Below are 22,609 nucleotides of genomic sequence, written 5' to 3'. Positions count from 1 at the left end.
GCATCTGGATTCGTACGACGCTTATTGCGCGTTCAGGTTTTGCCAACAGGGTATGCCGAAATGGCCTAACAGTTCTGCGGTTTCGCAAATCGGCAACCCGACCACCGCCGAGTAACTGCCATTAAGGCCCGCGACAAACACCGCGCCGAGCCCCTGAATGCCATAACCACCGGCCTTGTCCCGTGGCTCGCCACAGGCCCAGTAAGCGGCCGCTTCCTCAATGCTGATCGCGCGAAACCGCACCAGACTGCGCACCACCCGCGACTCGCAGCGCTCGTCTTCAAGCACGGCGATGGCGGTCAGCACTTCATGCTCCTTGCCGGACAACATCATCAGCATGGCGCATGCATCGGCTTCGTCCACCGGTTTGCCCAGAATTTTGCCGTCCAGCACCACGGCAGTGTCAGCACCCAGCACGCAGAATGGCTGAGTGGACACGACCGTGCGGCGTCCGGCCTCGGCTTTGCCGCGCGCCAAGCGATCGACATAGGCCGAGGGCGACTCTTCGGGTGATGGGGTTTCGTCGATATCCGCACTGATGGCGGAGAACGGAACGCCGATCTGCGTGAGCAATTCACGCCGACGCGGCGATCCGGAGGCGAGGTAAAGCGGCTTCATCAAAACATCTCCCTGTTCAGTGCCCAACTTCACCGGTTCAATTGATTTTGTAGCGTCGGCGCAATCCGCGTAGGGCAAAGCTGACCCAAGGCCAGAGCAAGGCACTGACCAGCGCCGGAAGTACCAGCGCCAGGGTTGGTTGACGGTTACCGGTCAAGGCACTGAGCCACAGTTGCACCAGTTGCGCGAGGCCGAAGATCACCAGAATCACCAGGCATTGTTGCCACATCGGGAACATCCGCAGGCGTTGTTGCAATGACAATACGAGGAAGGTGATCAGTGTCAGGATCAGCGCGTTCTGACCGAGCAGATCGCCCTGCAGCACGTCTTCGGCCAGGCCCAGGCAAAACGCCGTGACCATGCCCACTGTGTGCGGCATATACAAAGCCCAGAATGTCAGGAGCAAGGCCAGCCATAGCGGGCGCAGGATTTCCATGAAAATCGGCAATGGAGACACGCTCAGGAGTATGCCGACAACAAACGTCAGCCAGACAATCCAGCCGTTACGCGATGCGGTAGCCCCGACCATTATTCTTGTCTCCCGGTTGTCGCTGGTGCATTGACGGGCGGTTTGGCCGCAGGTCGCGCAGCCGGCTGGGCAGCTGGAGGTTTGGCCGCCGCTGGCGTCGCTGCCGGTGGTTTGGCAGCCGCTGGCGGTTTGCTTGCCGCGGGTTTGGCCGGTGTGGCGCTAGCGGCGGCGGTCGGTGCGGCAGGCGTCGCGGGCGTCGTAGCCGCTGCGGCAGGCGGGGTCACGGTTTTCGGTACAGTGGCCGGAATAATCGGACCGCCGCCAAAGGCATCAAGATTTTCCTGCGCTTGCGCCGCATCGTTGGCACGTTCTTCGGCGGTGCGGTTGTCGCTGAACACCAGCAACATGTAACGGCTGCGATTCAGCGCGGCGGTCGGCACGGCGCGGACGATGGCGAACGGCTGACCGGAATCGTGGATCACTTCCTTCACGGTCGCGACCGGATAGCCTGCCGGGAAACGCTGGCCAAGGCCGGAACTGACCAACAGGTCGCCTTCCTTGATATCGGCAGTGTCGGCGACGTGGCGCAATTCCAGGCGTTCAGGGTTGCCGGTGCCGCTGGCAATGGCCCGCAGCCCGTTGCGATTGACCTGTACCGGAATGCTGTGTGTGCTGTCAGTGAGCAGCAAGACACGCGAGGTGTAAGGCATCAACTCGACCACCTGGCCCATCAGACCGCGCGCATCGAGCACCGGCTGACCGAGCACCACGCCGTCGCGCTCACCTTTATTGATGATGATGCGATGGGTGAACGGGTTGGGGTCCATACCGATCAACTCGGCCACTTCGACCTTTTCGTTGACCAGTGCAGAAGAATTGAGCAACTCGCGCAGCCGAACGTTCTGCTCGGTAAGGGCGGCAAGCTTTTGCATGCGGCCCTGCAACAGCAGGTTTTCGGTCTTGAGTTTTTCGTTTTCGGCGACGAGCTCGGTGCGGCTGCCGAACTGGCTGGCGACACCTTCCCACAAGCGACCTGGCAGGTCTGTGATCCAGTAGGCATCCATCAGCACCAGCGACGCTTGTTTGCGCGCAGGCTTGAGCAGGTCAAAGCGGGCATCGACCACCATCAGCGCGATCGATAGCACGGCCAGCACCAACAGGCGCACGCCCAACGAAGGGCCCTTGGCGAAAAGCGGTTTAATAAGCCGCTCCTCCCAGGCAAATGTTCTGTTTATTCATACGGCATCAAACCGGCCTGGATGAAGACTGACAGAAGATAAACGCCAACAGGCAGCACTGCAAAGTGCTGCCTGCGCGCTCACCCACGTATTGCACTCGGCGACTTATTCGCTCGAGAGCAGGTCCATGGTGTGCTTATCCATCATTTCCAATGCACGGCCACCGCCGCGAGCCACACAGGTCAGCGGATCTTCGGCAACGATCACTGGCAGACCGGTTTCCTGGGCCAGCAACTTGTCGAGATCACGCAGCAGCGCGCCACCACCGGTCAGCACCAGGCCACGCTCGGCGATGTCGGAAGCCAGTTCCGGCGGCGATTGCTCCAGAGCACTTTTCACAGCCTGAACGATGGTTGCCAGGGACTCTTGCAGAGCTTCCAGCACTTCGTTGGAGTTCAGGGTGAATGCGCGTGGAACGCCTTCGGCCAGGTTGCGACCGCGAACGTCGACTTCGCGAACTTCGCCGCCCGGGTAGGCCGTGCCGATTTCCTGTTTGATGCGCTCAGCGGTGGATTCACCGATCAGGCTGCCGTAGTTACGACGCACGTAAGTGATGATCGCTTCGTCGAAGCGGTCGCCGCCAACGCGGACGGATTCGGCATACACCACACCGTTCAGGGAGATCAGCGCGATTTCAGTGGTACCACCACCGATATCCACGACCATCGAACCGCGCGCTTCTTCGACCGGCAGGCCGGCACCGATCGCAGCGGCCATTGGCTCTTCGATCAGGAATACTTCACGGGCACCGGCACCAAGGGCCGATTCACGGATGGCGCGACGCTCAACCTGGGTGGATTTGCATGGAACGCAGATCAGCACACGAGGGCTAGGCTGCAGAAAGCTGTTTTCGTGAACCTTGTTAATAAAGTATTGCAGCATCTTTTCGCAGACGCTGAAGTCGGCGATCACGCCGTCTTTCATCGGACGAATGGCAGCAATGTTGCCCGGCGTACGGCCGAGCATGCGCTTGGCCTCGGTGCCGACAGCAACGACACTTTTCTGGTTACCGTGTGTCCGAATGGCCACAACCGATGGCTCATTCAGGACGATACCGCGCTCGCGCACGTAAATAAGGGTGTTGGCAGTGCCCAGGTCAATGGAAAGATCGCTGGAAAACATGCCACGCAGTTTCTTGAACATGGGAAAGGGACCCTAGGCAACGCGTGGGTAAAAAAGTGCGGCAAACTCTAACAACGACAGGGATTTTGGGCAAGGCGCCAATATGTTAAATTGGCCGCTTTTCTGTGCACCAAGCCCCACAATCGCGGCCTTATGACCGTAGAAGTGCGGTAGTGTTCCGACAATCTAACACACGGACGCCGTCCGTTCTGTTTTCCACAGGAGAATCCCGATGGCGCTAGAACGCTCCGACGTGGAAAAAATCGCTCATCTGGCCTGCCTTGGCCTCAATGATGCCGATCTTCCACACATTACTTCCGCTCTCAACAGCATTCTCGGTCTGGTCGACGAAATGCAGGCTGTTAATACCGACGGAATCGAGCCTCTGGCCCACCCGCTGGAAGCCAGTCAGCGCCTGCGCGCCGACGTTGTGACCGAGACCAATCACCGCGAGGCCTACCAGTCCATCGCACCAGCGGTCGAAAACGGCCTGTATCTGGTTCCGAAAGTCATCGACTAAAGGGAAAGAGCCTGCAATGCATCAAATGACTCTGGCCGAGATCGCCCGCGGTCTCGCCGATAAAAAGTTTTCCTCCGAAGAGCTGACCAAAGTCCTGCTGGCGCGCATCACCCAGCTCGATCCGCAGCTCAACAGTTTCATCAGCCTCACCGAAGAGCTGGCGCTCGAGCAGGCGAAAGCCGCCGATGCACGCCGCGCCAACGGTGAGAGCGGCGCCCTGCTCGGTGCGCCGATCGCTCACAAAGACCTGTTCTGCACCCAGGGCATTCGCACCAGCTGCGGCTCGAAGATGCTCGACAACTTCAAAGCCCCGTACGACGCCACCGTGGTCGCGAAGCTGGCGGCTGCCGGCGCGGTGACCCTGGGCAAGACCAACATGGACGAATTCGCCATGGGTTCGGCCAACGAGTCGAGCTGGTACGGCGCGGTGAAAAACCCGTGGAACCTGGAACACGTGCCGGGCGGTTCGTCCGGCGGTTCGGCGGCGGCAGTAGCCGCTCGTCTGTTGCCTGCGGCCACGGCCACCGACACTGGCGGTTCGATCCGTCAGCCGGCAGCCTTCACCAACCTCACCGGCCTGAAACCGACCTACGGTCGTGTTTCGCGCTGGGGCATGATCGCTTACGCCTCCAGCCTCGATCAGGGCGGGCCGTTGGCGCGCACCGCCGAAGACTGCGCAATTTTGTTGCAAGGTATGGCTGGCTTCGATCAGAACGACTCCACCAGCATCGATGAGCCGGTTCCGGATTACTCCGCCAGCCTGGGCGACTCGCTGCAAGGCCTGCGCATCGGCGTGCCGAAGGAATACTTCAGCGCCGGTCTCGACCCACGCATCGCCGAGCTGATCCAGAACAGCATTAAAGAGCTGCAGAAGCTCGGTGCGGTGATCAAGGAAATCAGCCTGCCGAACATGCAGCACGCAATTCCTGCGTACTACGTGATCGCCCCGGCAGAGGCTTCCTCGAACCTGTCGCGTTTCGACGGCGTGCGCTTCGGCCATCGCTGCGAGAACCCGGAAAACCTGATCGACCTGTACAAGCGTTCCCGTGGCGAAGGCTTCGGCGCGGAAGTACAGCGCCGGATCATGGTCGGTGCCTACGCGCTGTCCGCCGGTTACTACGACGCCTACTACCTGAAAGCGCAGAAGATCCGTCGCCTGGTGAAGAACGACTTCATGGCTGCCTTTAATGAGGTCGACATCATCCTCGGCCCAACCACGCCGAACCCGGCCTGGAAACTCGGCGCCAAGAACAGCGACCCGGTCGCTGCCTATCTGGAAGACGTCTACACCATCACCGCCAACCTCGCGGGCCTGCCGGGCCTGTCGATGCCGGCCGGTTTTGTCGACGGTCTGCCGGTGGGCGTGCAGTTGCTCGCGCCGTATTTCCAGGAAGGTCGCCTGTTGAACGTTGCCCACCAGTATCAGCTCAACACTGACTGGCACACCCGCACCCCAACCGGCTTCTGAGGAGACACACATGCAATGGGAAGTCGTGATCGGGCTGGAGATTCACACTCAGCTCACTACCCGGTCGAAAATCTTTTCCGGTAGTTCCACCACGTTCGGCTCTGAGCCGAACACCCAGGCCAGCCTGATCGACCTGGGCATGCCCGGCGTTCTGCCGGTGCTGAACCAGGAAGCGGTGCGCATGGCGGTGATGTTCGGTCTGGCGATTGACGCCGAGATCGGTCAGCACAACGTGTTCGCCCGTAAAAACTACTTCTACCCGGACCTGCCGAAGGGCTACCAGATCAGCCAGATGGAGTTGCCGATCGTCGGCAAGGGCCACCTGGACATCGCCCTGGAAGACGGCACGGTCAAGCGTGTTGGCATCACCCGCGCGCACCTGGAAGAAGACGCCGGCAAGAGCCTGCACGAAGAATTCAACGGTGCCACCGGCATCGACCTGAACCGTGCCGGCACACCGCTGCTGGAAATCGTCTCCGAGCCGGACATGCGCAGCGCCAAGGAAGCCGTGGCTTACGTCAAGGCGATCCACGCACTGGTGCGTTACCTGGGTATTTGCGACGGCAACATGGCCGAAGGTTCGCTGCGTTGCGACTGCAACGTATCGGTACGCCCGAAAGGTCAGGTTGAGTTCGGCACGCGCTGCGAGATCAAGAACGTCAACTCGTTCCGCTTCATCGAGAAGGCAATCAACACCGAGATCCAGCGTCAGATCGAGCTGATCGAAGACGGCGGCAAAGTGATCCAGCAGACCCGTCTGTACGATCCAAACAAGGACGAGACCCGTCCGATGCGTTCGAAAGAGGAAGCCAACGACTACCGTTACTTCCCCGATCCGGACCTGCTGCCCGTAGTCATCGAAGAGTCGTTCCTCGGCGAGGTGCGCGCCACCCTGCCGGAACTGCCACCGCAGAAACGCGAGCGCTTCCAGAGCCAGTTCGGTCTGTCGGCCTACGACGCCAACGTGCTGGCCACCAGCCGTGAGCAAGCGGACTACTTCGAGAAAGTTGCAGCCATCGGCGGCGACGCGAAACTGGCGGCGAACTGGGTGATGGTCGAGTTGGGCAGCCTGCTCAACAAGCAAGGCGTGGACATCGACGAGTCGCCGGTTTCCGCTGAACTGCTGGGCGGCATGCTGCAGCGCATCAAGGACAACACCATCTCCGGCAAGATCGCCAAAGTGGTGTTCGAAGCGATGGCCAACGGTGAAGGCAGCGCGGACGAAATCATCGAGAAACGTGGCCTGAAACAGGTTACCGACAGCGGCGCGATCTCTGCAGTGCTGGACGAAATGCTCGCGGCCAACGCCGAGCAGGTTGAACAGTATCGTGCGGCGGATGAAGCCAAACGCGGCAAGATGTTCGGCTTCTTTGTCGGTCAGGCGATGAAAGCGTCGAAAGGCAAAGCCAACCCGCAGCAAGTGAACGAACTGCTGAAAAGCAAGCTCGAAGGCTGATGAAAATGGAGCCAGACAAACAGCCTGGCTCCATCCCCTGTAGGAGTGAGCCTGCTCGCGATAGCGATTTGACAGTCACTTTTCCGGTGTCTGACATTGCGCTATCGCGAGCAGGCTCACTCCTACATTTGTTTTTGGGAAACCTTGAATGAAGCGTCTGCTCAGCCTTTTCGCCCTGCTCTCCTTGCTGGCCGGTTGCGCCAGTACCGATATCATCGACCCGCACGGTTACGACCAGACCGGTGTCGCCTCTTATTACGGTGCCAAGCACCACGGTAAACGGACCGCCAGTGGCGAGCCGTTCAACCAGAATTCCCTGACCGCCGCCCACCGCCAGCTACCCTTTGGCACACGGGTGAAGGTCACCAACCTGAAAAACGATGAATCCGTTGTGGTCCGCATCAACGACCGTGGCCCGCATACCCGTGGACGCCTGATCGATGTGTCCCGCGAGGCCGCCGAACAACTCGGCATGCTGCGCAGCGGCACCGCGCGGGTTCGCGTGCAGGCCCTCGACGACTGATGGAGCGCTGACCATTTTCGGATTAGCCGATTTACCCCTGATCAGCGTGATCGAACTGCTCGCTGGCCTGTGCCTGCTGATCTTCGGCGCCGAATTGATGGTGCGCGCAGCGGTACGTCTGGCAGCACGCCTGCATGTGCGACCGCTGATCATCGGCCTGACCATCGTCGCCCTCGGCAGCAGCGCACCGCAAATGGCCGTCAGCCTGCAAGCGGCGCTGGCGCATAACCCGGACATCGCCGTCGGCAGTGTGGTCGGCAGCAGCATCTTCAACATCCTTGTCACCCTAGGGCTTTCCGCGCTGATCATTCCTCTGCGCGTCTCGCGGCAACTGGTGCGCCTGGATATTCCGCTGATGATCGGTGCCAGCCTGCTGGTATTCGTGCTGGCATGGAATGAAGAGATCGGGCGCTTCGACGGCATTCTGTTGTTGGCGGCTTTGGCGCTGTATCTCGGTTTACTGCTGCGCCAGTCACGGCATTCGACGCGACCGCATTCGGAACATCCTGAAACGGCGCATGCCTCGTGGTTCAGCAGCCTGTTGATGATCGTTATCGGTCTGGCGATGCTGGTGTTTGCCGGGCATCTGCTGCTGGGCGCCGCTGTCGTGGTGGCCACCGACCTGGGATTCTCCGAGCGAGTGATTGGCCTGACTGTGGTCGCCGTCGGCACGTCGCTGCCGGAACTGGCTACGTCATTGATCGCAGCCTTGCGCGGACAACGCGACATCGCCGTCGGCAACGTGATCGGCGCCAACCTGTTCAACCTGCTCGGGGTGCTCGGCCTGACCGCATTGATCGCACCGACGCCGCTGTCGGTGTCCCCGAACGCGCTGGATTTCGACCTGCCGGTGATGCTCGGCGTCGCCGCACTGTGCCTGCCGGTGTTCTATTCCGGCTACCGCGTGACGCGCGCCGAAGGTTTGCTGTTGCTCGGTTTGTACCTCGCGTACGGGCTGCACGTGGTGTCGTTCACCACCGGCATGCCGCTGGCCGGCAAGCTTGAGCGGCTGATGCTGTTTTATGTCTTGCCGACGCTGTTGACGTTTCTGCTGTTCACGTCGATCCGCGCTTGGCGCCGCCAACACCACAAGAGTGATACGCCATGACCGAATCGAAGAAGTCCGGGGTAGAAGTACGTCGCCAGGTAATGGGCGATGCGTTTGTTGATCGCGCGCTGGGCAACGCCACCGAGTTCACCCAGCCGTTGCAGGATTTCGTCAATGAACATGCCTGGGGTGGCGTGTGGAATCGCGAAGGCCTGCCGCTGAAAACCCGCAGTTTGATCACACTCGCGGCGTTGACGGCGCTGAAGTGCCCGCAAGAGTTGAAGGGCCACGTGCGCGGTGCGCTGAACAATGGCTGCACGGTCGACGAGATTCGTGAGGCGCTGCTGCATTGCGCAGTGTATGCCGGCGTGCCGGCGGCGATCGATGCGTTTCGTGCAGCTCAGGAAGTGATCGATACCTACCAGAAGCCTGTGTGATTGAACTGACGCCTTCGCGAGCAAGCTCGCTCCCACATTGGAATGCATTTCAAATGTGGGAGCGAGCTTGCTCGCGAAGAGGCCCGGGAGAGCAACCCAAGATTCAGGCTAGATCCACCCACCCCATTGCAAAACAAAGATCCCGATATTGGTGGTAATCGCCGCCATCAACGTGGTCAACACAATGATCGCCGCCGCCAGCTCATGATTGCCCTGCGCCGCCCGGGCCATGACAAAACTCGCCGCCGCCGTCGGGCTGCCGAAGTACAGAAACAGAATCCCCAACTCCGCCCCACGAAAGCCCCACAACCACGCCCCCAGCGTCGCCAGCACCGGTAGACCGATCATCTTCACCAGGCTGGAACTGAGCGCCATGCTACCGCTCTTGCGCAATGCCGCCAGCGACAACGTGCCGCCAATGCAGATCAGCGCCAATGGCAAGGTGGTCTGCGCCAGATACTGGCCGGAAGTCTCCAGCCAGCCCGGCAAACCGATCTTGAAATAGGCAAACGGCGCCGCCGCAATCACGCTGATGATCAACGGATTGCTGAACACGCTTTTGCAGATGCTCCACGGATCGGACTTGATCACCGGGCTGTATACCGCCAGCACGATGGTCGACAGGGTGTTGTAGAAAAGGATCACCAGCGCCGCGAGAATCGCCCCGAGGGAAATCCCGTAATCGCCGTACATGCTCGCCGCCAGTGCCAGACCGATCACGCCGTTATTGCCGCGAAACGCGCCTTGGGTGTAGATGCCGCGATCTTCACGCGGGCATTTGAAAATCGCCCAGCCCCAGGCCAGGGCAAAACTCACCAGCGTGGCGAGAGAAAAGTAGATCAGCAGGGACGGTTGCAACGCGGCGTGCAGGTCGGCGTGCAGAATGCCGAGGAACAGCAGCGCCGGCATGGTGACGTTGAACACCAGCGACGAGGCCGTGTGGATGAAGTTGTCGTTGATCCAGTCGATGCGCTTGAGCAGCACACCGAGAAACAGCATGGCAAACACCGGCGCGGTGATGTTCAGGGTTTCGAGGAAGATTGCCAGCATGCCGGGAAGCCTTGGGTGAGCGTCGTTGGATGCCAATGATAAAGCAAAAGCCCCTCACCCTAGCCCTCTCCCCGAGGGAGAGGGGACCGATCGGGGGATATTCAGTAAATCCACCGACCTGAAAGGGCACCACTGAATCCAGAATTGCTCGTCGAGTCCATAATCAACTCGGTATTTCAGGTCGATGTACAGCGCAAGACAACTCGGTCGGCCCCCTCTCCCTCCGGGAGAGGGCTGGGGTGAGGGTAGCTTTTGACCCACCCCCCAAACCATCAAGTAATCGGCGCCGGATTGAACAACGTAATGTCGTTATGCAACTTGTGCTTCTCCGCCCACGTCTGCTGCTTGCCGCTCGCCACATCCAGGTAAAAGTGGAACAACTCCCAACCCAACTCCTCGATGGTCGCCCGCCCGGTAGCAATTCGCCCGGCGTCGATATCGATCAAATCAGGCCAACGCTGCGCCAGCTCCGTACGCGTAGAGACCTTCACCACTGGCGCCATCGCCAACCCATACGGCGTACCCCGCCCGGTGGTGAACACATGCAGGTTCATCCCCGCCGCCAACTGCAACGTGCCGCAAACAAAATCACTCGCTGGGGTCGCACAGAAAATCAGCCCCTTCTGCTTGAACCGCTCGCCAGGGCCAAGCACGCCATTGATCGCGCTGCTGCCGGATTTGACGATCGACCCCAGCGACTTCTCGACAATGTTCGACAGCCCACCCTTCTTGTTACCGGGCGTGGTATTGGCGCTACGATCCGCTTCACCCTTGGCCAGATAACGGTCGTACCAGTCCATCTCACGCACCAATTCCTCGGCGACGGTTTTGCTTTCGGCACGCGATGTCAGCAGGTAAATCGCATCGCGCACTTCGGTGACTTCGGAAAACATCACCGTCGCCCCCGCCCGCAACAGCAAATCCGAGGCGTAGCCCAGCGCCGGGTTGGCCGTGATTCCGGAAAACGCATCGCTGCCGCCGCACTGCATGCCGAGGATCAACTCGGAGGCCGGCACGGTTTCGCGGCGGCGCTGGTCGAGTTTCTTCAAACGGACTTCGGCCAGCGCCATGATCTGCTCGATCATCTCGGTGAAACCGTGACTGGAATCCTGCAAGCGATACAGCCACGGATCGCTGAGATCGACGGAGGCGTCGTCCTCGTGCATCACCTGCCCGGCCTGCAACTTCTCGCAGCCCAGACTGATCACCAGCGCTTCACCACCGAGGTTCGGGTTGCGCGCCAGGTTGCGCACGGTACGAATCGGGATGTAGGCGTCAGTGGCAGTGATCGCCACGCCGCAGCCATAACTGTGAGTCAGCGCCACCACGTCATCGACATGCGGGTACTTCGGCAGCAGTTCTTCCTTGATGCGTTTCACCGCGTGATCGAGCACGCCGGTGACGCACTGCACCGTGGTGGTAATGCCGAGAATATTGCGCGTGCCGACGGTACCGTCAGCGTTGCGATAACCCTCGAACGTGAAGCCTTCCAGCGGTGCCTGCGCGTCCGGCACCTCGGTGGACAGCGGCAGGCTGTCCAGCGGCGGCGCGGTCGGCATGCGCAGTTGATCTTCCTTGACCCAACTGCCACGGCGAATCGGCTGCAACGCGTAGCCAATCACCTGACCGTAGCGAATCACCTGGCCGCCCTCGGGAATATCTTCGAGGGTGACCTTGTGGCTCTGCGGCACAAATTCCAGCGTCACCAGGCCATCGGCAAATTCAGTGCCGGCCGGTGCGCCCTGGTCGTTGACCACGACCACCACATTGTCCCGCTCGTGCAGGCGGATGTGGCGCGGCGAGTCGGAATGTTCAATCAACTGCATGACGCCGCTCCTTAGGAATGCGCTTGAGACAATTTACCGGTGGCTTCAGTACCGCCATTGGTTGGCGGCTCTTTGAGGACCACGCGTTTGATCGGGCCAACGATGACCAGGTAGCTGAACACCGCCACCAGTGCGTTGGCACCGACAAACACCAGCGCCCATTTGAACGAGCCAGTGGAGCTGATGATGTAGCCAATCACGATCGGCGTGGTAATCGAAGCGATGTTGCCGAAAGTGTTGAACAGGCCACCGCTCAGGCCGGCGATCTGTTTTGGCGAAGTGTCGGAGACCACTGCCCAACCGAGTGCGCCAACGCCTTTGCCGAAGAAGGCCAGAGCCATGAAGCCAACCACCATCCATTCCACATCAACATAGTTGCAGGCGACGATACTGCTGGAAACCAGCAGGCCAGCGATGATCGGTGCCTTGCGGGCGAAGGTCAGCGAGTGGCCCTTGCGCAGCAGGTAGTCGGAAATTACCCCGCCGAGTACGCCGCCGATAAAGCCGCAGATGGCCGGCAACGAGGCGATGAAACCGGCCTTGAGAATGGTCATGCCACGCTCTTGCACCAGGTACACCGGAAACCAGGTCAGAAAGAAATAGGTGATGCCGTTGATGCAGTATTGACCCAGATACACACCGAGCATCATGCGGTTGGTCAGCAACTGACGGATGTAATCCCATTTCGGACCATCAGCCTTTTTGCCTTGCTTAACGTCCATGTCGACCATGCCGCCGTTGTCGGCAATGAACTGCACTTCCGCTTCGTTGGCCAGCGGGTGTTGACGCGGGCTGTGGATAACCTTCAGCCAGATGCCAGAGAAGACGATGCCGAACACGCCCATGACGATAAACACGTGTTCCCAGCCGAAGGAGTAAACGATCCAGCCCATGAGCGGAGCGAACAACACGGTGGCAAAGTATTGCGCCGAGTTGAAGATCGCCGAAGCCGTACCACGCTCGGCGGTCGGGAACCATGCCGCCACGATGCGCGCATTACCGGGGAACGACGGCGCTTCAGCCAGACCGACCAGAAAGCGCAGCATGAACAGCGCAACGATCGCCGTGGACATGCCGAACTCACCGACAAAGCCTTGCAGCACGGTGAACAGCGACCAGGTGAAAATGCTCAGGGCATAGACTTTTTTCGAGCCGAAGCGATCGAGCAGCCAGCCACCGGGGATTTGCCCGGCCACATAGGCCCAACCGAATGCGGAGAAGATATAGCCGAGGGTAACCGCGTCAATGCCCAGATCTTTTTGCAGGCTGGAGCCGGCGATGGCGATCGTGGCGCGGTCGGCGTAGTTGATCGTGGTCACCAGAAACAGCATGAGCAGGATCAAATAGCGGACGTGAGTCGGCTTGGACGATTGCATGTAGATGTACTCCCACTGATTATTTTTATGCGCGGGTGAATCTTCTTTGGTCTTCCCTGTAGGAGCTGCCGAAGACTGCTCCTACAGGGGTATTGCCTTATCAGGAACCGATGTAACTGGTCTTCACGACCGTGTAGAACTCTTGCGCATAACGGCCTTGCTCACGTGAGCCATAGGATGAACCTTTACGGCCACCGAACGGAACGTGGTAATCGACGCCAGCGGTCGGCAGGTTGACCATCACCATCCCGGCCTGCGAATGACGTTTGAAGTGGTTGGCGTACTTCAGCGAGGTGGTCGCAATACCCGCCGACAGACCGAACTCGGTGTCGTTGGCCATCGCCAGCGCCGCGTCGTAATCGGCCACGCGAACGATGTTGGCCACCGGGCCAAAGATTTCTTCGCGGCTGATGCGCATCGACGCTTCACTGTCGGCAAACAGCGTTGGCGCGAGGAAGTAGCCTTCGGTGTCGCAGGTCACCAGACCGCCGCCGCTGACCAGACGCGCACCTTCGGACTGGCCGATGTCGATGTACTTCATGTCCTGTTCCAGCTGCGCTTGCGAAACCACTGGACCAATATCGGTACCGGATTTCAGCGCGTGGCCGACCTTGATCGACTTCATGCGCTCGGCCATGGCTTCAACGAACTTGTCGTGAATCCCGGCAGTGACGATCAAGCGGCTGGAAGCCGTGCAACGCTGACCGGTGGAGTAGAACGCGCTCTGCACCGACAGCTCGACCGCTTGTTTGAGGTCGGCGTCGTCGAGAATGATCTGCGGGTTCTTGCCGCCCATTTCCAGCTGCACTTTCGCCTGACGCGACACGCAGTTAACGGCGATCTGACGACCCACGCCCACCGAACCGGTGAAGCTGATGCCGTCGACTTTCGGGCTCTGCACCAACGCATCGCCAACCACGCGACCGCTGCCCATCACCAGGTTGAACACGCCAGCCGGGAAGCCGGCGCGGGAGATGATTTCCGCCAATGCCCAGGCACAGCCCGGAACCAGATCGGCGGGTTTCAATACCACGCAGTTGCCGTAGGCCAGGGCTGGGGCGATTTTCCACGCAGGAATCGCGATCGGGAAGTTCCACGGGGTGATCAGACCGACCACGCCCAGCGCTTCGCGAGTCACTTCAACGTTGACGCCCGGGCGCACCGACGGCACGTAGTCGCCGGACAAGCGCAGGCATTCACCGGCGAAGAATTTGAAGATGTTGCCGGCGCGGGTCACTTCACCGATGGCTTCGGGCAGGGTCTTGCCCTCTTCCCGGGCCAGCAGGGTGCCGAGCTCTTCGCGACGGGCGAGAATTTCGCTGCCGACTTTATCCAGCGAATCGTGACGGGCCTGAATGCCCGAAGTCGAGTACGCCGGGAACGCGGCGCGGGCGGCGTCGATGGCGGCGTGAACCTGAGTCAGATCAGCCTTGGCGTAGTCGCCGATGGTGTCGCTCAGTTCCGAAGGGTTGATGTTGGCCGAGTAGTCGGCACCGGCAACCCATTCACCGTTGATGTAGTTGTCGTAGCGTTTTGCAGTTGTCACAGGGGCAGCCCTCACATCTCAAAGCCTTCACGCAAAAAGCCGCTGATTGCTCAGCGGCCTCGCTTTTATCGGGTGTTACTGCGCACCTTGCTTGTCGATCAGCGCGGCGAGCATTTCGTACTCTTCGCCGGTCAGATCGGTCAGCGGCGCCCGCACCGGGCCTGCGTCATAGCCGGCGATTTTCGCGCCAGCCTTGACGATGCTCACGGCGTAACCGGCCTTGCGGTTGCGGATGTCGAGGTAAGGCAGGAAGAAGTCGTCGATGATCTTGCCGACAGTGGCGTGATCTTCACGGGCGATCGCGTGGTAGAAGTCCATCGCGGTTTTCGGGATGAAGTTGAACACCGCCGAGGAGTAAACCGGCACGCCCAGCGCCTTGTAGGCCGCGGCGTAGACTTCGGCGGTCGGCAGACCACCCAGGTAGCTGAAGCGATCACCGAGGCGGCGACGGATCGACACCATCAACTCGATATCACCCAGACCGTCCTTGTAACCGATCAGGTTCGGGCAGCGCTCGGCCAGACGTTCCAGCAGCGGCGCGGTCAAGCGGCAAACGTTGCGGTTGTACACGACTACGCCGATGTTGACCGATTTACACACGGCTTCAACGTGGGCGGCAACCCCGTCCTGGCTGGCTTCGGTCAGGTAGTGTGGCAGCAGCAACAGGCCTTTGGCGCCCAGACGCTCGGCTTCCTGAGCGTATTCGATGGCCTGACGGGTCGAACCACCGACACCGGCGAGGATCGGCACGCTGGTTTCGCAAGTGTCGACGGCAGTCTTGATGATTTCCGAGTATTCGCTGGCGGCCAGGGAGAAGAACTCACCGGTGCCGCCGGCGGCGAACAAGGCTGAAGCGCCATACGGAGCCAGCCATTCCAGGCGTTTGATGTAGCCCGCGCGGTTGAAATCGCCCTGCGCGTTGAAATCGGTCACCGGGAAGGACAGCAGGCCGGCAGAGAGGATGGACTTCAGTTCTTGTGGATTCATTATTCGAACACCCTGGTAGCAACGTTTTTTGTGATTGGTCCGTTCAGCCTTCGCTGAAGTTGTAGGTCATCGTACAACTTAAAAGATAACCGTCAACTGCATTTCATCGTTGTGGGTGGTTTTTTGTCGGACAAAAGTGTTTAAGCCAAATGGCGAATCAGCGTAAAGGCCTGTTTTTACTGGGCTACATTGCAGAAATGTCTGGTCAAGATTCGTTTACTGAGCGCAGCTACCACGCCGGGTAAGGTGCGACGACCGCCACGAAGGATCGTGGCGGACCACCGAAGGAAACCGAAATGTCCACGAATTACGCTGCACCGACCCTTTCGCAAATCGCCGCTTCGTCCTCCGACATCCTCACGCTTCAGCTATCGACACTGCCCGATGTGTTGACCGCACTCGTCCCGGATTCCAGCGACTTCCCGGCGAACTGGAGCGTTTACCCGATTCTCGGCGACGACCCGGAAACGCCCCTGTGGGCAGGCGAAGAAGTGGATACCGGCACCTGGGACGATGCTGAAGACGAGATGGAGAAACTAATGGGGATCGAATTGCAGATCCCCAAAGAGGCACTGCGTCCGTACCTGAACACGGACGTCGAATTGCGCTACAAGTTTGTCGATGAGTCGAGTATGGAGCCGTTTTCGCAGGCGTTGACGTTGCGGATCGAGGCCTGACGGCTTAACCCCGCTGCGCCTGTGCCTCTTCATGAGCCTGGCGCAGTCTTTCACGGCTGTTGGTCAGGTGCAGACGCATCGCCGCACGCGCGGCATCTGAATCCTGGCGGGCAATCGCGTCGTAGATTTCTTCGTGCTCACGGCTCAGGCGGCTCATGTAGTGCTGCTGATCATCATGGGCCAGTCGTGCCGAATTCAGCCGCGTACGCGGAATGATGCTGGTGCCCAAGTGGGTCATGATGTCGGTGAAGTAACGGTTGCCGGTGGACAGGGCGATTTCCAGGTGGAAGGCAAAGTCCGAAGCAACAGCATCACTGGCATGGGCAGCGCTTTCGTTGAGTGCATCGAGGGCGGCGCGCATGGTCGCCAGTTGCTCGGCGCTGCGACGTTGCGCGGCGAGGCCGGCAGATTCGACTTCGAGGCTGATGCGCAATTCGAGAATGGCCAGAACATCACGCAGGGTGACGACAGTGGCCGGGTCGATGCGGAAACCACTCGGGCTTGGCGTGTCGAGCACAAACGTGCCGATGCCGTGGCGGGTCTCAACTTGACCGGCCGCCTGCAAACGGGAAATCGCCTCGCGCACCACGGTGCGGCTAACGCCATGGGCTTCCATGATCGCCGACTCGGTAGGCAGTTTGTCACCGCGCTTGAGCAGGCCATCGCGGATCTGCTCGCTCAGCACCGTCACCAGTTCCTGAGCCAGGCTGCGGCGCTTGCGCGGGAGACGCGGGGTGTCGATCAGGTTTTCCATGGTGTGCATCTTGTCTCGAAAATTCGGCTTGGGAGCATGATAGCTCAAGCGGGTTGTACGATCACTGGCCTGTTCAAATCGCTTTATGTAGGAGTGAGCCTGCTCGCGATGACGTCCGCACATTCAGCATCAATGTGACTGACCCAACACTATCGCGAGCAGGCTCACTTCTACAGGGGTTTAACGGTGATCAGGCGGTCACGGTCTGTTCAACCAAATGGCCGCTGTCGATCCGCACGTGCCGTGGATGGAAGCGTTTCAAGCTGCTGCGATGGCCAACGCTGACAATACTCAGCCCCGGCAACTGATCGATCAGCGCCTGATACAGCGTCGCTTCATCCTCTTCATCCATCGCCGAAGTCGCCTCATCCATGTACAGCCACTGCGGTGCATAAAGCAACGCACGGGCGAAAGCCAGTCGTTGCTGCTCACCCGGCGAGAGCATGCGTTGCCAGTGATTGGCCTCGTCCAGTCGCCCAATCAGATGCGGCAAGCGGCAGGTTTCCAGCACTTGTGCATAACGCTCCGGCGCGTAACTGTCGCCCGGCTGTGGATAACTCAACGCCTCGCGCAGAGTGCCGATCGGCAGATACGGTTTCTGCGGCAGGAACAGATACCGCGCCGCCGGCAAACGAATATTGCCGTGCCCCGCCGGCCACAAATGCCCCATCGCCCGCAGCAACGTCGACTTGCCGCTGCCAGAACGGCCGCTGAGCATCACCCGCTCGCCGGGCTCCACAGTCATGTCGGCACTGGTCAACAGATGGCGACCATCGGCCAGATCCAGACCGAGGTTGTGCACTTTCAATTCGCTGCCCTGATTCTGCACATCGATGGCCGGGGTGCGTTCTTCGTTGTTGCTCATCGCATTGCGGAAACTCAGCAACCGGTCACACGTAGCGCGCCACTCTGCCAGATCCTGATAAGCACTGATGAACCAGCTGAAGTTCTCTTGCACATTGCCGAAGGCCGAGTTGATTTGCATCAGCTCACCGAGTTCGATTTTGCCGCTGAAGTACCGTGGGGCCGCCACCATGAACGGAAAAATGATCGCGATCTGCCCATAACCCGAGGTAAAAAACGTCAGCCGCTTGGACACCCGCATGATGTCCCAGAAATTGTGCCAGACCAGCCCGAAACGGTTACTCAGGCGCCGGTTTTCATTCGGCTCGCCGTTGTACAAGGCGATACTCTCTGCATTCTCGCGAACCCGCACCATCGAGAAACGCAGGTCGGCTTCAAAACGTTGCTGGTTGTTGTTCAAACCGATCAGACGCCTGCCAATCAAATGCGTCAGCCAACTACCAATCACCGCGTACACCAATGCACACCAGAACATGTAACCGGGAACAGTGAAACCGAACACCTCAATGCTTCCGGAAACGCCCCACAGGATGATCGAGAACGACACCAGACTGACGACTGTGCGGATCAGACCCAAGCCAAGGGCCAGTGTGTTGGCCGTGAATTTATTAAGGTCTTCGGAGATCCGCTGGTCGGGGTTATCGGTATAGCCACCCTGCTCCAGCTGGTAGTAGTTCTTGTGCTCCAGCCACCGGGTGAAATGCTTTTCGGTGAGCCAGGCACGCCAGCGGATGGTCAGCATTTGCGTCAGATACTGGCGATACACGGAGCCGAGAATCGCCACCGCCGCGATACCGCAGAAATACAGGATCAACTGCCAGAAGGCCGCCTCGTCCTTCTTCTGCAAGGCGTTGTAAAAATCCTTGTACCAACTGTTGAGCCACACCGCGATCCATACGCTGAACAGCGTAAGCGCGATCACGGCAATCAGCAGCGTCCAGGCCTTGCCCTTCTCTTCGCTGCGCCAGTAAGGCGTGATCATCGCCCAAACCTTGCGAAAAAACTGCCCGCGCACAGCATCGTTGACCGCGGAATATTCAGCGTTCTGATTCATGGATAAGGCTCGAAATAGGAAAGAACAGACACGCACCGATCATAGATGATCGGTGCGTTTTATCGCGAGGGCTGGCGATAGTCGTTCAGCGCAGGTTCAGCGACGAACCGGGCGCTTCTGCAGTTTGCGCTGCAGGGTGCGGCGGTGCATGCCCAAGGCGCGGGCAGTGGCGGAGATGTTGCCTTCGTGCTCGGTGAGCACGCGCTGGATGTGTTCCCACTGCAGGCGGTCGACCGACATCGGGTTTTCCGGCACCAGACTGTCGAGGTCGGCGTGTTCGGACAGCAGCGCGGCCAGCACGTCGTCGGCATCGGCGGGTTTGCACAGGTAATTGCAGGCGCCGCGCTTGATCGCTTCGACCGCGGTGGCAATGCTCGAATAACCGGTGAGGATCACCACGCGCATTTCCGGGTCCAGCTCCAGCAGTTTGGGCAGCAGCACCAGGCCGGAGTCGCCGTCCATTTTCAGGTCGAGCGCGGCGTAATCAGGCAGATCGGCCTGGGCGATGGTCAAGCCTTCTTCCGCAGAACCTGCGGTGCTGACGCGAAAGCCACGGCGAGCCATGGCACGAGCCATTACTCGGGTGAACGTTGCGTCGTCATCGACCAGCAGCAAATGCGGCAGCTCTTCGCCTTCGACTTGGATTTCGTCACTCATGTTGGTCTCCTCGGGCGCCGTGGGGCAGGCGCAGCTCGGTGAGCGTGCCGCCTTCCTCATGACTATAGAGTTTCACTGAGCCGCCGGCGCGTGTCACGCTGGCCTTGCTCAAAAACAGGCCCAGGCCGAAACCTTTGCCCTTGGTGGTAAAAAACGGTTTGCCGATCTGTTCGGCGATGGCCAGCGGCACACCGGCGCCGTGGTCACGAATGCTGATGGTCACGGTTTCCGCGTCCCAGTCCAGGGTCACCTTGAGGTTTTCCGGGCAGGCGTCGGCGGCGTTGTTGAGCAGATTCAGCAAGGCCTGGGTCAGATCCGGCGGCGGCGCCATGCGCGGCACGGTGCCTTGGCCGAGCCGATGGAAACGGTAACTGGCTTCCGGACGCATCAGGTGCCAGCGATTCAGCGCTTCGTCGAGCCAGTCGGTGACGTCCTGCATCTCGACAGCCAGACGCCGGTTGGCCTCGGCGGCCCGCACGAGTTGCTGCAAGGTCTCCTTGCAGAGTTTGACCTGATCCTGCAGCACCTTCAGATCATCCTGCAACATCGGGTCGGGATGATCCTGCTGCATTTCCTTGAGCAACACGCTCATGGTCGCCAACGGCGTGCCGAGTTCATGGGCAGCGCCAGCGGCCTGGGTGGCGACGGCGAGCAATTGCTGATCGCGCAGGCCTTCTTCACGGCGGATCGCGCGTAATTCTTCCTGACGGCGCAGCTCCTCGGCCATGCGTGCGGCGAAGAAGGTGATCACCGCAGCGGCCAGCGCAAAGCTCAGCCACATGCCGTAGATCTGCAGGTTCTCGCGGGCCACCGGCAGGGTTTCCAGCGGATAGAAACGCGTCAGCATCACGGTGTACAGCGCCAATGCAATACCGGAGAGAACTACCGAATAACGCCACGGCAGCGTCACGGCGGCGATGGTCAGCGGCACCAGGTAGTAGGAAACAAACGGGTTGGTCGAACCACCGGAGAAATACAGCAGCGCACTGTGGATTACCAGATCACAGGCCAGTTGCAGCGCATATTCGAGTTCGGTCACCGGCCACGAAGTGCGCAAACGCACGGCAGTGAACACGCAAAGCAGTGTCGAGCAGCCAAGGGTCATCGCCAGTTGCACCCACGGCAACGGCAGCAGTTGCAGCCAGTAAGCCAGGCCTACGGAGCCGGCCTGCGCAGCAAGCACCAGGGTGCGGATGAAAGTCAGCCGCCAGAGGTTCTGGCGAGTGGCGGATGTCAGTTGTACGGGGGCGAGCATGAGCTCTCCTGATGAGCGCTCCAGGCGGATCGCACGGAGTATAACCAAGCCGCGCCCTTGAGAGGCGAAAGTGCGGCAAACGACCACATGGCGGAAACATCTTCGGCGGCTATAAGGACGCCTTCGCGAGCAGGCTCGCTCCCACCTTTGAAATGCATTCCCCTGTGGGAGCGAGCCTGCTCGCGAAGGGCTGCGCAGCAGCCCCGGCCATCTGTATAGAAGTTGTAACTGGGCGAACCGGATCATAAAAGCTAGAGTCTGATGGTTTCACGCAGGCCCCCGAACCATCACCTGCGCCCTCATCAAGGAGCTTTCATGCACACATTTCGCCGCAGCGCCGCCCTTCTCGCCCTGACCGTCGGCAGCATCGCCAGCCTTCCGGCCCTGGCCGCCGATGAGCTGCACTACAACCAGATTTCGCTGCGCGCCGAAGTCAGCACGGAAGTCGCCCGCGACCTGATGATCGTCACCCTCTACACCGAAGAACAAAACACCGACCCGGCCAAACTCGCCGCCGACGTCAGCACTACCATGAACAAGGCCCTGGCCCAGGCCAAGCAAGTCAAAGACATCACCCTGCGCCAGGGTAGCCGCAACAGTTACCCGATCTACGACACCAAAGGCCAGAAAATCACCGGCTGGCGTGAGCGCGCGGAACTGCGTCTGGAAAGCGCCGACTTCGCCGCCCTGTCCAAACTCACCGGCGAACTGCTGGGCGACCTGAAAATGGGCGGCATGGACTTCGCCATCGCCGACCCGACCCGCAAATCCAGTGAAGACCAGTTGCTCAAAGAAGCAGTGACCGCCTTCAAGGCCCGCGCCCAACTGGCCACCGACGCACTGGGCGGCAAGGGTTACAAAATCGTCAACCTGAACCTCAACAGCAACGGTTATCCACAACCGTACCTGCGCGCACCGATGATGATGAAAGCGGCGGCGATGGATTCGGCGCCAGTGACGCCGGAAGTTGAAGCGGGCACCAGTCAGGTCAGCATGACCGCCGATGGCTCGATTGAAGTGTTGATGCAGTGATTTGATTTGCGCTGAATGAAAAACCGCCGATCGGTGAATGATCGGCGGTTTTTTTGTGCCTGGGATTTGCTGTGGATGAACCACCGTCTTCGCGAGCAAGCTCGCTCCCACAGTTTGAAATGCATTCCACCTGTGGGAGCGAGCTTGCTCGCGAAGAACGATAACGCGGTCTCAGGTCTGCGGGTCAACCCGATCCAGCGCCCGATTCACCGCCAGCTCGGCCAGCATGATGATCTGCTGAATCGCCAACGCCGTATTGCGCTCGGGCCGGCCCAGTTGATCGGCAAAGTTACCGGTTAACGTGTTCGCCGACGCCAGTGACTCACAGGCATGCGCCAGCAGGCTTTCGGTGTCGATGTTCGGCTGGATCAGGAACATCGTGCTGGGCTGCCGGGGTTTGACCGGGTCGGGGCTGAGGTAGAAATCCAGGGCGCGTTTGATGGCTTCGCGGGTTTTGTTCTGGTCTTCGGCGCGGATGGCGTCTTCGAGTGGGGTATCGAGGGGTGGGTCAGGTATCAATTTATCCATGGGAAATTTCCTTATGAACTGACGCCATTCATTTCCGATCTCACTCGAGAAATGAGGTGGCAACTATGCACGGAGTGAGATTACCGGTAAGGAAACCAACCCGG

General features: G+C 60.0%; 22 protein-coding genes. 8 read left to right on the top strand and 14 right to left on the bottom strand.

Annotated elements, in window-relative coordinates:
• Positions 1-21 precede the first annotated feature (21 nt).
• From AB4N74_RS28480 to mreB, 4 genes are all read right to left on the bottom strand, one after another.
• A complete protein-coding gene (locus AB4N74_RS28480; protein WP_320335786.1) occupies positions 22-618 on the bottom strand; it encodes a Maf family protein in 597 nt (198 codons plus the stop codon).
• 37 nt (positions 619-655) lie between these two features.
• Positions 656-1,147, bottom strand: coding sequence for a rod shape-determining protein MreD (gene mreD, locus AB4N74_RS28475; RefSeq protein ID WP_034154468.1), 492 nt, complete (start codon positions 1,145-1,147; stop codon positions 656-658).
• Positions 1,147-2,253 carry a rod shape-determining protein MreC gene (mreC, locus tag AB4N74_RS28470; protein ID WP_460092316.1) on the bottom strand — a complete coding sequence of 369 codons (1,107 nt, stop codon included), beginning with the start codon at positions 2,251-2,253 and terminating at the stop codon, positions 1,147-1,149. The genes mreD and mreC overlap by 1 nt, the downstream gene beginning before the upstream one ends.
• A 177-nt stretch (positions 2,254-2,430) precedes the next feature.
• Positions 2,431-3,468 carry a rod shape-determining protein MreB gene (mreB, locus tag AB4N74_RS28465; RefSeq protein ID WP_002555108.1) on the bottom strand — a complete coding sequence of 346 codons (1,038 nt, stop codon included), beginning with the start codon at positions 3,466-3,468 and terminating at the stop codon, positions 2,431-2,433.
• Between the two features lie 211 nt (positions 3,469-3,679).
• On the opposite strand from mreB, the gene gatC reads away from it, so the two are divergent.
• The 6 genes from gatC to AB4N74_RS28435 all read left to right on the top strand — a co-directional run bounded on the left by gatC (position 3,680) and on the right by AB4N74_RS28435 (position 8,899).
• Positions 3,680-3,967 (top strand): Asp-tRNA(Asn)/Glu-tRNA(Gln) amidotransferase subunit GatC, encoded by a 288-nt coding sequence (gene gatC, locus AB4N74_RS28460; RefSeq protein WP_007901429.1) that lies wholly within the window; start codon positions 3,680-3,682, stop codon positions 3,965-3,967.
• A gap of 16 nt (positions 3,968-3,983) precedes the next feature.
• Positions 3,984-5,435 carry an Asp-tRNA(Asn)/Glu-tRNA(Gln) amidotransferase subunit GatA gene (gatA, locus tag AB4N74_RS28455; RefSeq protein WP_093435926.1) on the top strand — a complete coding sequence of 484 codons (1,452 nt, stop codon included), beginning with the start codon at positions 3,984-3,986 and terminating at the stop codon, positions 5,433-5,435.
• Positions 5,436-5,445: 10 nt separating this feature from the next.
• On the top strand, positions 5,446-6,891 hold the full coding sequence (gatB, locus tag AB4N74_RS28450; RefSeq protein ID WP_099757997.1) for an Asp-tRNA(Asn)/Glu-tRNA(Gln) amidotransferase subunit GatB: 1,446 nt from the start codon (positions 5,446-5,448) through the stop codon (positions 6,889-6,891).
• A 148-nt stretch (positions 6,892-7,039) separates the two neighbouring features.
• On the top strand, positions 7,040-7,414 hold the full coding sequence (locus AB4N74_RS28445) for a septal ring lytic transglycosylase RlpA family protein (protein ID WP_093435918.1): 375 nt from the start codon (positions 7,040-7,042) through the stop codon (positions 7,412-7,414).
• Between the two features lie 46 nt (positions 7,415-7,460).
• Positions 7,461-8,522, top strand: coding sequence for a calcium/sodium antiporter (locus tag AB4N74_RS28440; protein ID WP_093435915.1), 1,062 nt, complete (start codon positions 7,461-7,463; stop codon positions 8,520-8,522).
• Complete coding sequence (locus tag AB4N74_RS28435) at positions 8,519-8,899, top strand: carboxymuconolactone decarboxylase family protein (RefSeq protein ID WP_093435910.1); 381 nt, start codon at positions 8,519-8,521, stop codon at positions 8,897-8,899. The genes AB4N74_RS28440 and AB4N74_RS28435 overlap by 4 nt, the downstream gene beginning before the upstream one ends.
• 108 nt (positions 8,900-9,007) lie before the next feature.
• Here the strand turns inward: AB4N74_RS28435 and AB4N74_RS28430 are convergent, their stop codons facing one another.
• The 5 genes from AB4N74_RS28430 to kdgD all read right to left on the bottom strand — a co-directional run bounded on the left by AB4N74_RS28430 (position 9,008) and on the right by kdgD (position 15,684).
• Positions 9,008-9,949 carry an AEC family transporter gene (locus tag AB4N74_RS28430; protein ID WP_186624814.1) on the bottom strand — a complete coding sequence of 314 codons (942 nt, stop codon included), beginning with the start codon at positions 9,947-9,949 and terminating at the stop codon, positions 9,008-9,010.
• Between the two features lie 272 nt (positions 9,950-10,221).
• A complete protein-coding gene (gene garD, locus AB4N74_RS28425) occupies positions 10,222-11,775 on the bottom strand; it encodes a galactarate dehydratase (RefSeq protein ID WP_460097905.1) in 1,554 nt (517 codons plus the stop codon).
• Between the two features lie 11 nt (positions 11,776-11,786).
• Positions 11,787-13,151 carry an MFS transporter gene (locus AB4N74_RS28420; RefSeq protein ID WP_034154459.1) on the bottom strand — a complete coding sequence of 455 codons (1,365 nt, stop codon included), beginning with the start codon at positions 13,149-13,151 and terminating at the stop codon, positions 11,787-11,789.
• Positions 13,152-13,251: 100 nt separating this feature from the next.
• Entirely contained in the window at positions 13,252-14,697 is a 1,446-nt protein-coding gene (locus AB4N74_RS28415; protein ID WP_093435896.1) for an aldehyde dehydrogenase family protein, read from the bottom strand.
• A gap of 75 nt (positions 14,698-14,772) precedes the next feature.
• Positions 14,773-15,684, bottom strand: a complete 912-nt coding sequence (gene kdgD / locus AB4N74_RS28410; protein WP_016984321.1) for a 5-dehydro-4-deoxyglucarate dehydratase — start codon at positions 15,682-15,684, stop codon at positions 14,773-14,775.
• Between the two features lie 296 nt (positions 15,685-15,980).
• On the opposite strand from kdgD, the gene AB4N74_RS28405 reads away from it, so the two are divergent.
• On the top strand, positions 15,981-16,361 hold the full coding sequence (locus AB4N74_RS28405) for a hypothetical protein (RefSeq protein ID WP_099757993.1): 381 nt from the start codon (positions 15,981-15,983) through the stop codon (positions 16,359-16,361).
• Between the two features lie 4 nt (positions 16,362-16,365).
• On the opposite strand, the gene AB4N74_RS28400 is transcribed toward AB4N74_RS28405, so the two are convergent.
• The 4 genes from AB4N74_RS28400 to AB4N74_RS28385 all read right to left on the bottom strand — a co-directional run bounded on the left by AB4N74_RS28400 (position 16,366) and on the right by AB4N74_RS28385 (position 20,945).
• The gene (locus tag AB4N74_RS28400) at positions 16,366-17,115 is read right to left on the bottom strand and encodes a FadR/GntR family transcriptional regulator (protein WP_175559635.1); all 750 of its coding nucleotides are present in this window, start codon (positions 17,113-17,115) and stop codon (positions 16,366-16,368) included.
• A 190-nt stretch (positions 17,116-17,305) separates the two neighbouring features.
• On the bottom strand, positions 17,306-19,033 hold the full coding sequence (locus AB4N74_RS28395) for an ABC transporter ATP-binding protein/permease (protein ID WP_093435882.1): 1,728 nt from the start codon (positions 19,031-19,033) through the stop codon (positions 17,306-17,308).
• A gap of 96 nt (positions 19,034-19,129) precedes the next feature.
• Positions 19,130-19,690: a response regulator transcription factor gene (locus AB4N74_RS28390; RefSeq protein WP_003221630.1), complete on the bottom strand. Its 561-nt coding sequence runs from the start codon at positions 19,688-19,690 to the stop codon at positions 19,130-19,132.
• A complete protein-coding gene (locus tag AB4N74_RS28385; protein WP_093435878.1) occupies positions 19,683-20,945 on the bottom strand; it encodes an ATP-binding protein in 1,263 nt (420 codons plus the stop codon). Before AB4N74_RS28385 ends, AB4N74_RS28390 begins: the two co-directional genes overlap by 8 nt.
• 315 nt (positions 20,946-21,260) lie before the next feature.
• Between AB4N74_RS28385 and AB4N74_RS28380 the strand changes: the two genes are divergently transcribed.
• On the top strand, positions 21,261-21,977 hold the full coding sequence (locus AB4N74_RS28380; RefSeq protein WP_016984326.1) for an SIMPL domain-containing protein: 717 nt from the start codon (positions 21,261-21,263) through the stop codon (positions 21,975-21,977).
• A gap of 171 nt (positions 21,978-22,148) precedes the next feature.
• On the opposite strand, the gene AB4N74_RS28375 is transcribed toward AB4N74_RS28380, so the two are convergent.
• A complete protein-coding gene (locus tag AB4N74_RS28375) occupies positions 22,149-22,505 on the bottom strand; it encodes a DUF6124 family protein (protein WP_460097904.1) in 357 nt (118 codons plus the stop codon).
• Positions 22,506-22,609 lie beyond the last annotated feature (104 nt).

The organism is Pseudomonas sp. H3_C08 (assembly GCF_054669455.1).
Note: the sequence above shows the minus strand (reverse complement) of the source record. Positions and strands in the feature narration are given on the sequence as shown.

Coding starts and splice junctions, on each gene's coding strand:
- AB4N74_RS28435 (WP_093435910.1), top strand. CDS start 8,519: ATGACCGAATCGAAGAAGTCCGGGGTAGAAGTACGTCGCCAGGTAATG.
- garD (WP_460097905.1), bottom strand. CDS start 11,775: ATGCAGTTGATTGAACATTCCGACTCGCCGCGCCACATCCGCCTGCAC.
- AB4N74_RS28445 (WP_093435918.1), top strand. CDS start 7,040: ATGAAGCGTCTGCTCAGCCTTTTCGCCCTGCTCTCCTTGCTGGCCGGT.
- AB4N74_RS28385 (WP_093435878.1), bottom strand. CDS start 20,945: ATGCTCGCCCCCGTACAACTGACATCCGCCACTCGCCAGAACCTCTGG.
- AB4N74_RS28395 (WP_093435882.1), bottom strand. CDS start 19,033: ATGAATCAGAACGCTGAATATTCCGCGGTCAACGATGCTGTGCGCGGG.
- AB4N74_RS28480 (WP_320335786.1), bottom strand. CDS start 618: ATGAAGCCGCTTTACCTCGCCTCCGGATCGCCGCGTCGGCGTGAATTG.
- mreD (WP_034154468.1), bottom strand. CDS start 1,147: ATGGTCGGGGCTACCGCATCGCGTAACGGCTGGATTGTCTGGCTGACG.
- AB4N74_RS28420 (WP_034154459.1), bottom strand. CDS start 13,151: ATGCAATCGTCCAAGCCGACTCACGTCCGCTATTTGATCCTGCTCATG.
- AB4N74_RS28405 (WP_099757993.1), top strand. CDS start 15,981: ATGTCCACGAATTACGCTGCACCGACCCTTTCGCAAATCGCCGCTTCG.
- mreB (WP_002555108.1), bottom strand. CDS start 3,468: ATGTTCAAGAAACTGCGTGGCATGTTTTCCAGCGATCTTTCCATTGAC.
- gatC (WP_007901429.1), top strand. CDS start 3,680: ATGGCGCTAGAACGCTCCGACGTGGAAAAAATCGCTCATCTGGCCTGC.
- AB4N74_RS28430 (WP_186624814.1), bottom strand. CDS start 9,949: ATGCTGGCAATCTTCCTCGAAACCCTGAACATCACCGCGCCGGTGTTT.
- kdgD (WP_016984321.1), bottom strand. CDS start 15,684: ATGAATCCACAAGAACTGAAGTCCATCCTCTCTGCCGGCCTGCTGTCC.
- AB4N74_RS28375 (WP_460097904.1), bottom strand. CDS start 22,505: ATGGATAAATTGATACCTGACCCACCCCTCGATACCCCACTCGAAGAC.
- gatB (WP_099757997.1), top strand. CDS start 5,446: ATGCAATGGGAAGTCGTGATCGGGCTGGAGATTCACACTCAGCTCACT.
- AB4N74_RS28390 (WP_003221630.1), bottom strand. CDS start 19,690: ATGAGTGACGAAATCCAAGTCGAAGGCGAAGAGCTGCCGCATTTGCTG.
- AB4N74_RS28380 (WP_016984326.1), top strand. CDS start 21,261: ATGCACACATTTCGCCGCAGCGCCGCCCTTCTCGCCCTGACCGTCGGC.
- gatA (WP_093435926.1), top strand. CDS start 3,984: ATGCATCAAATGACTCTGGCCGAGATCGCCCGCGGTCTCGCCGATAAA.
- AB4N74_RS28400 (WP_175559635.1), bottom strand. CDS start 17,115: ATGGAAAACCTGATCGACACCCCGCGTCTCCCGCGCAAGCGCCGCAGC.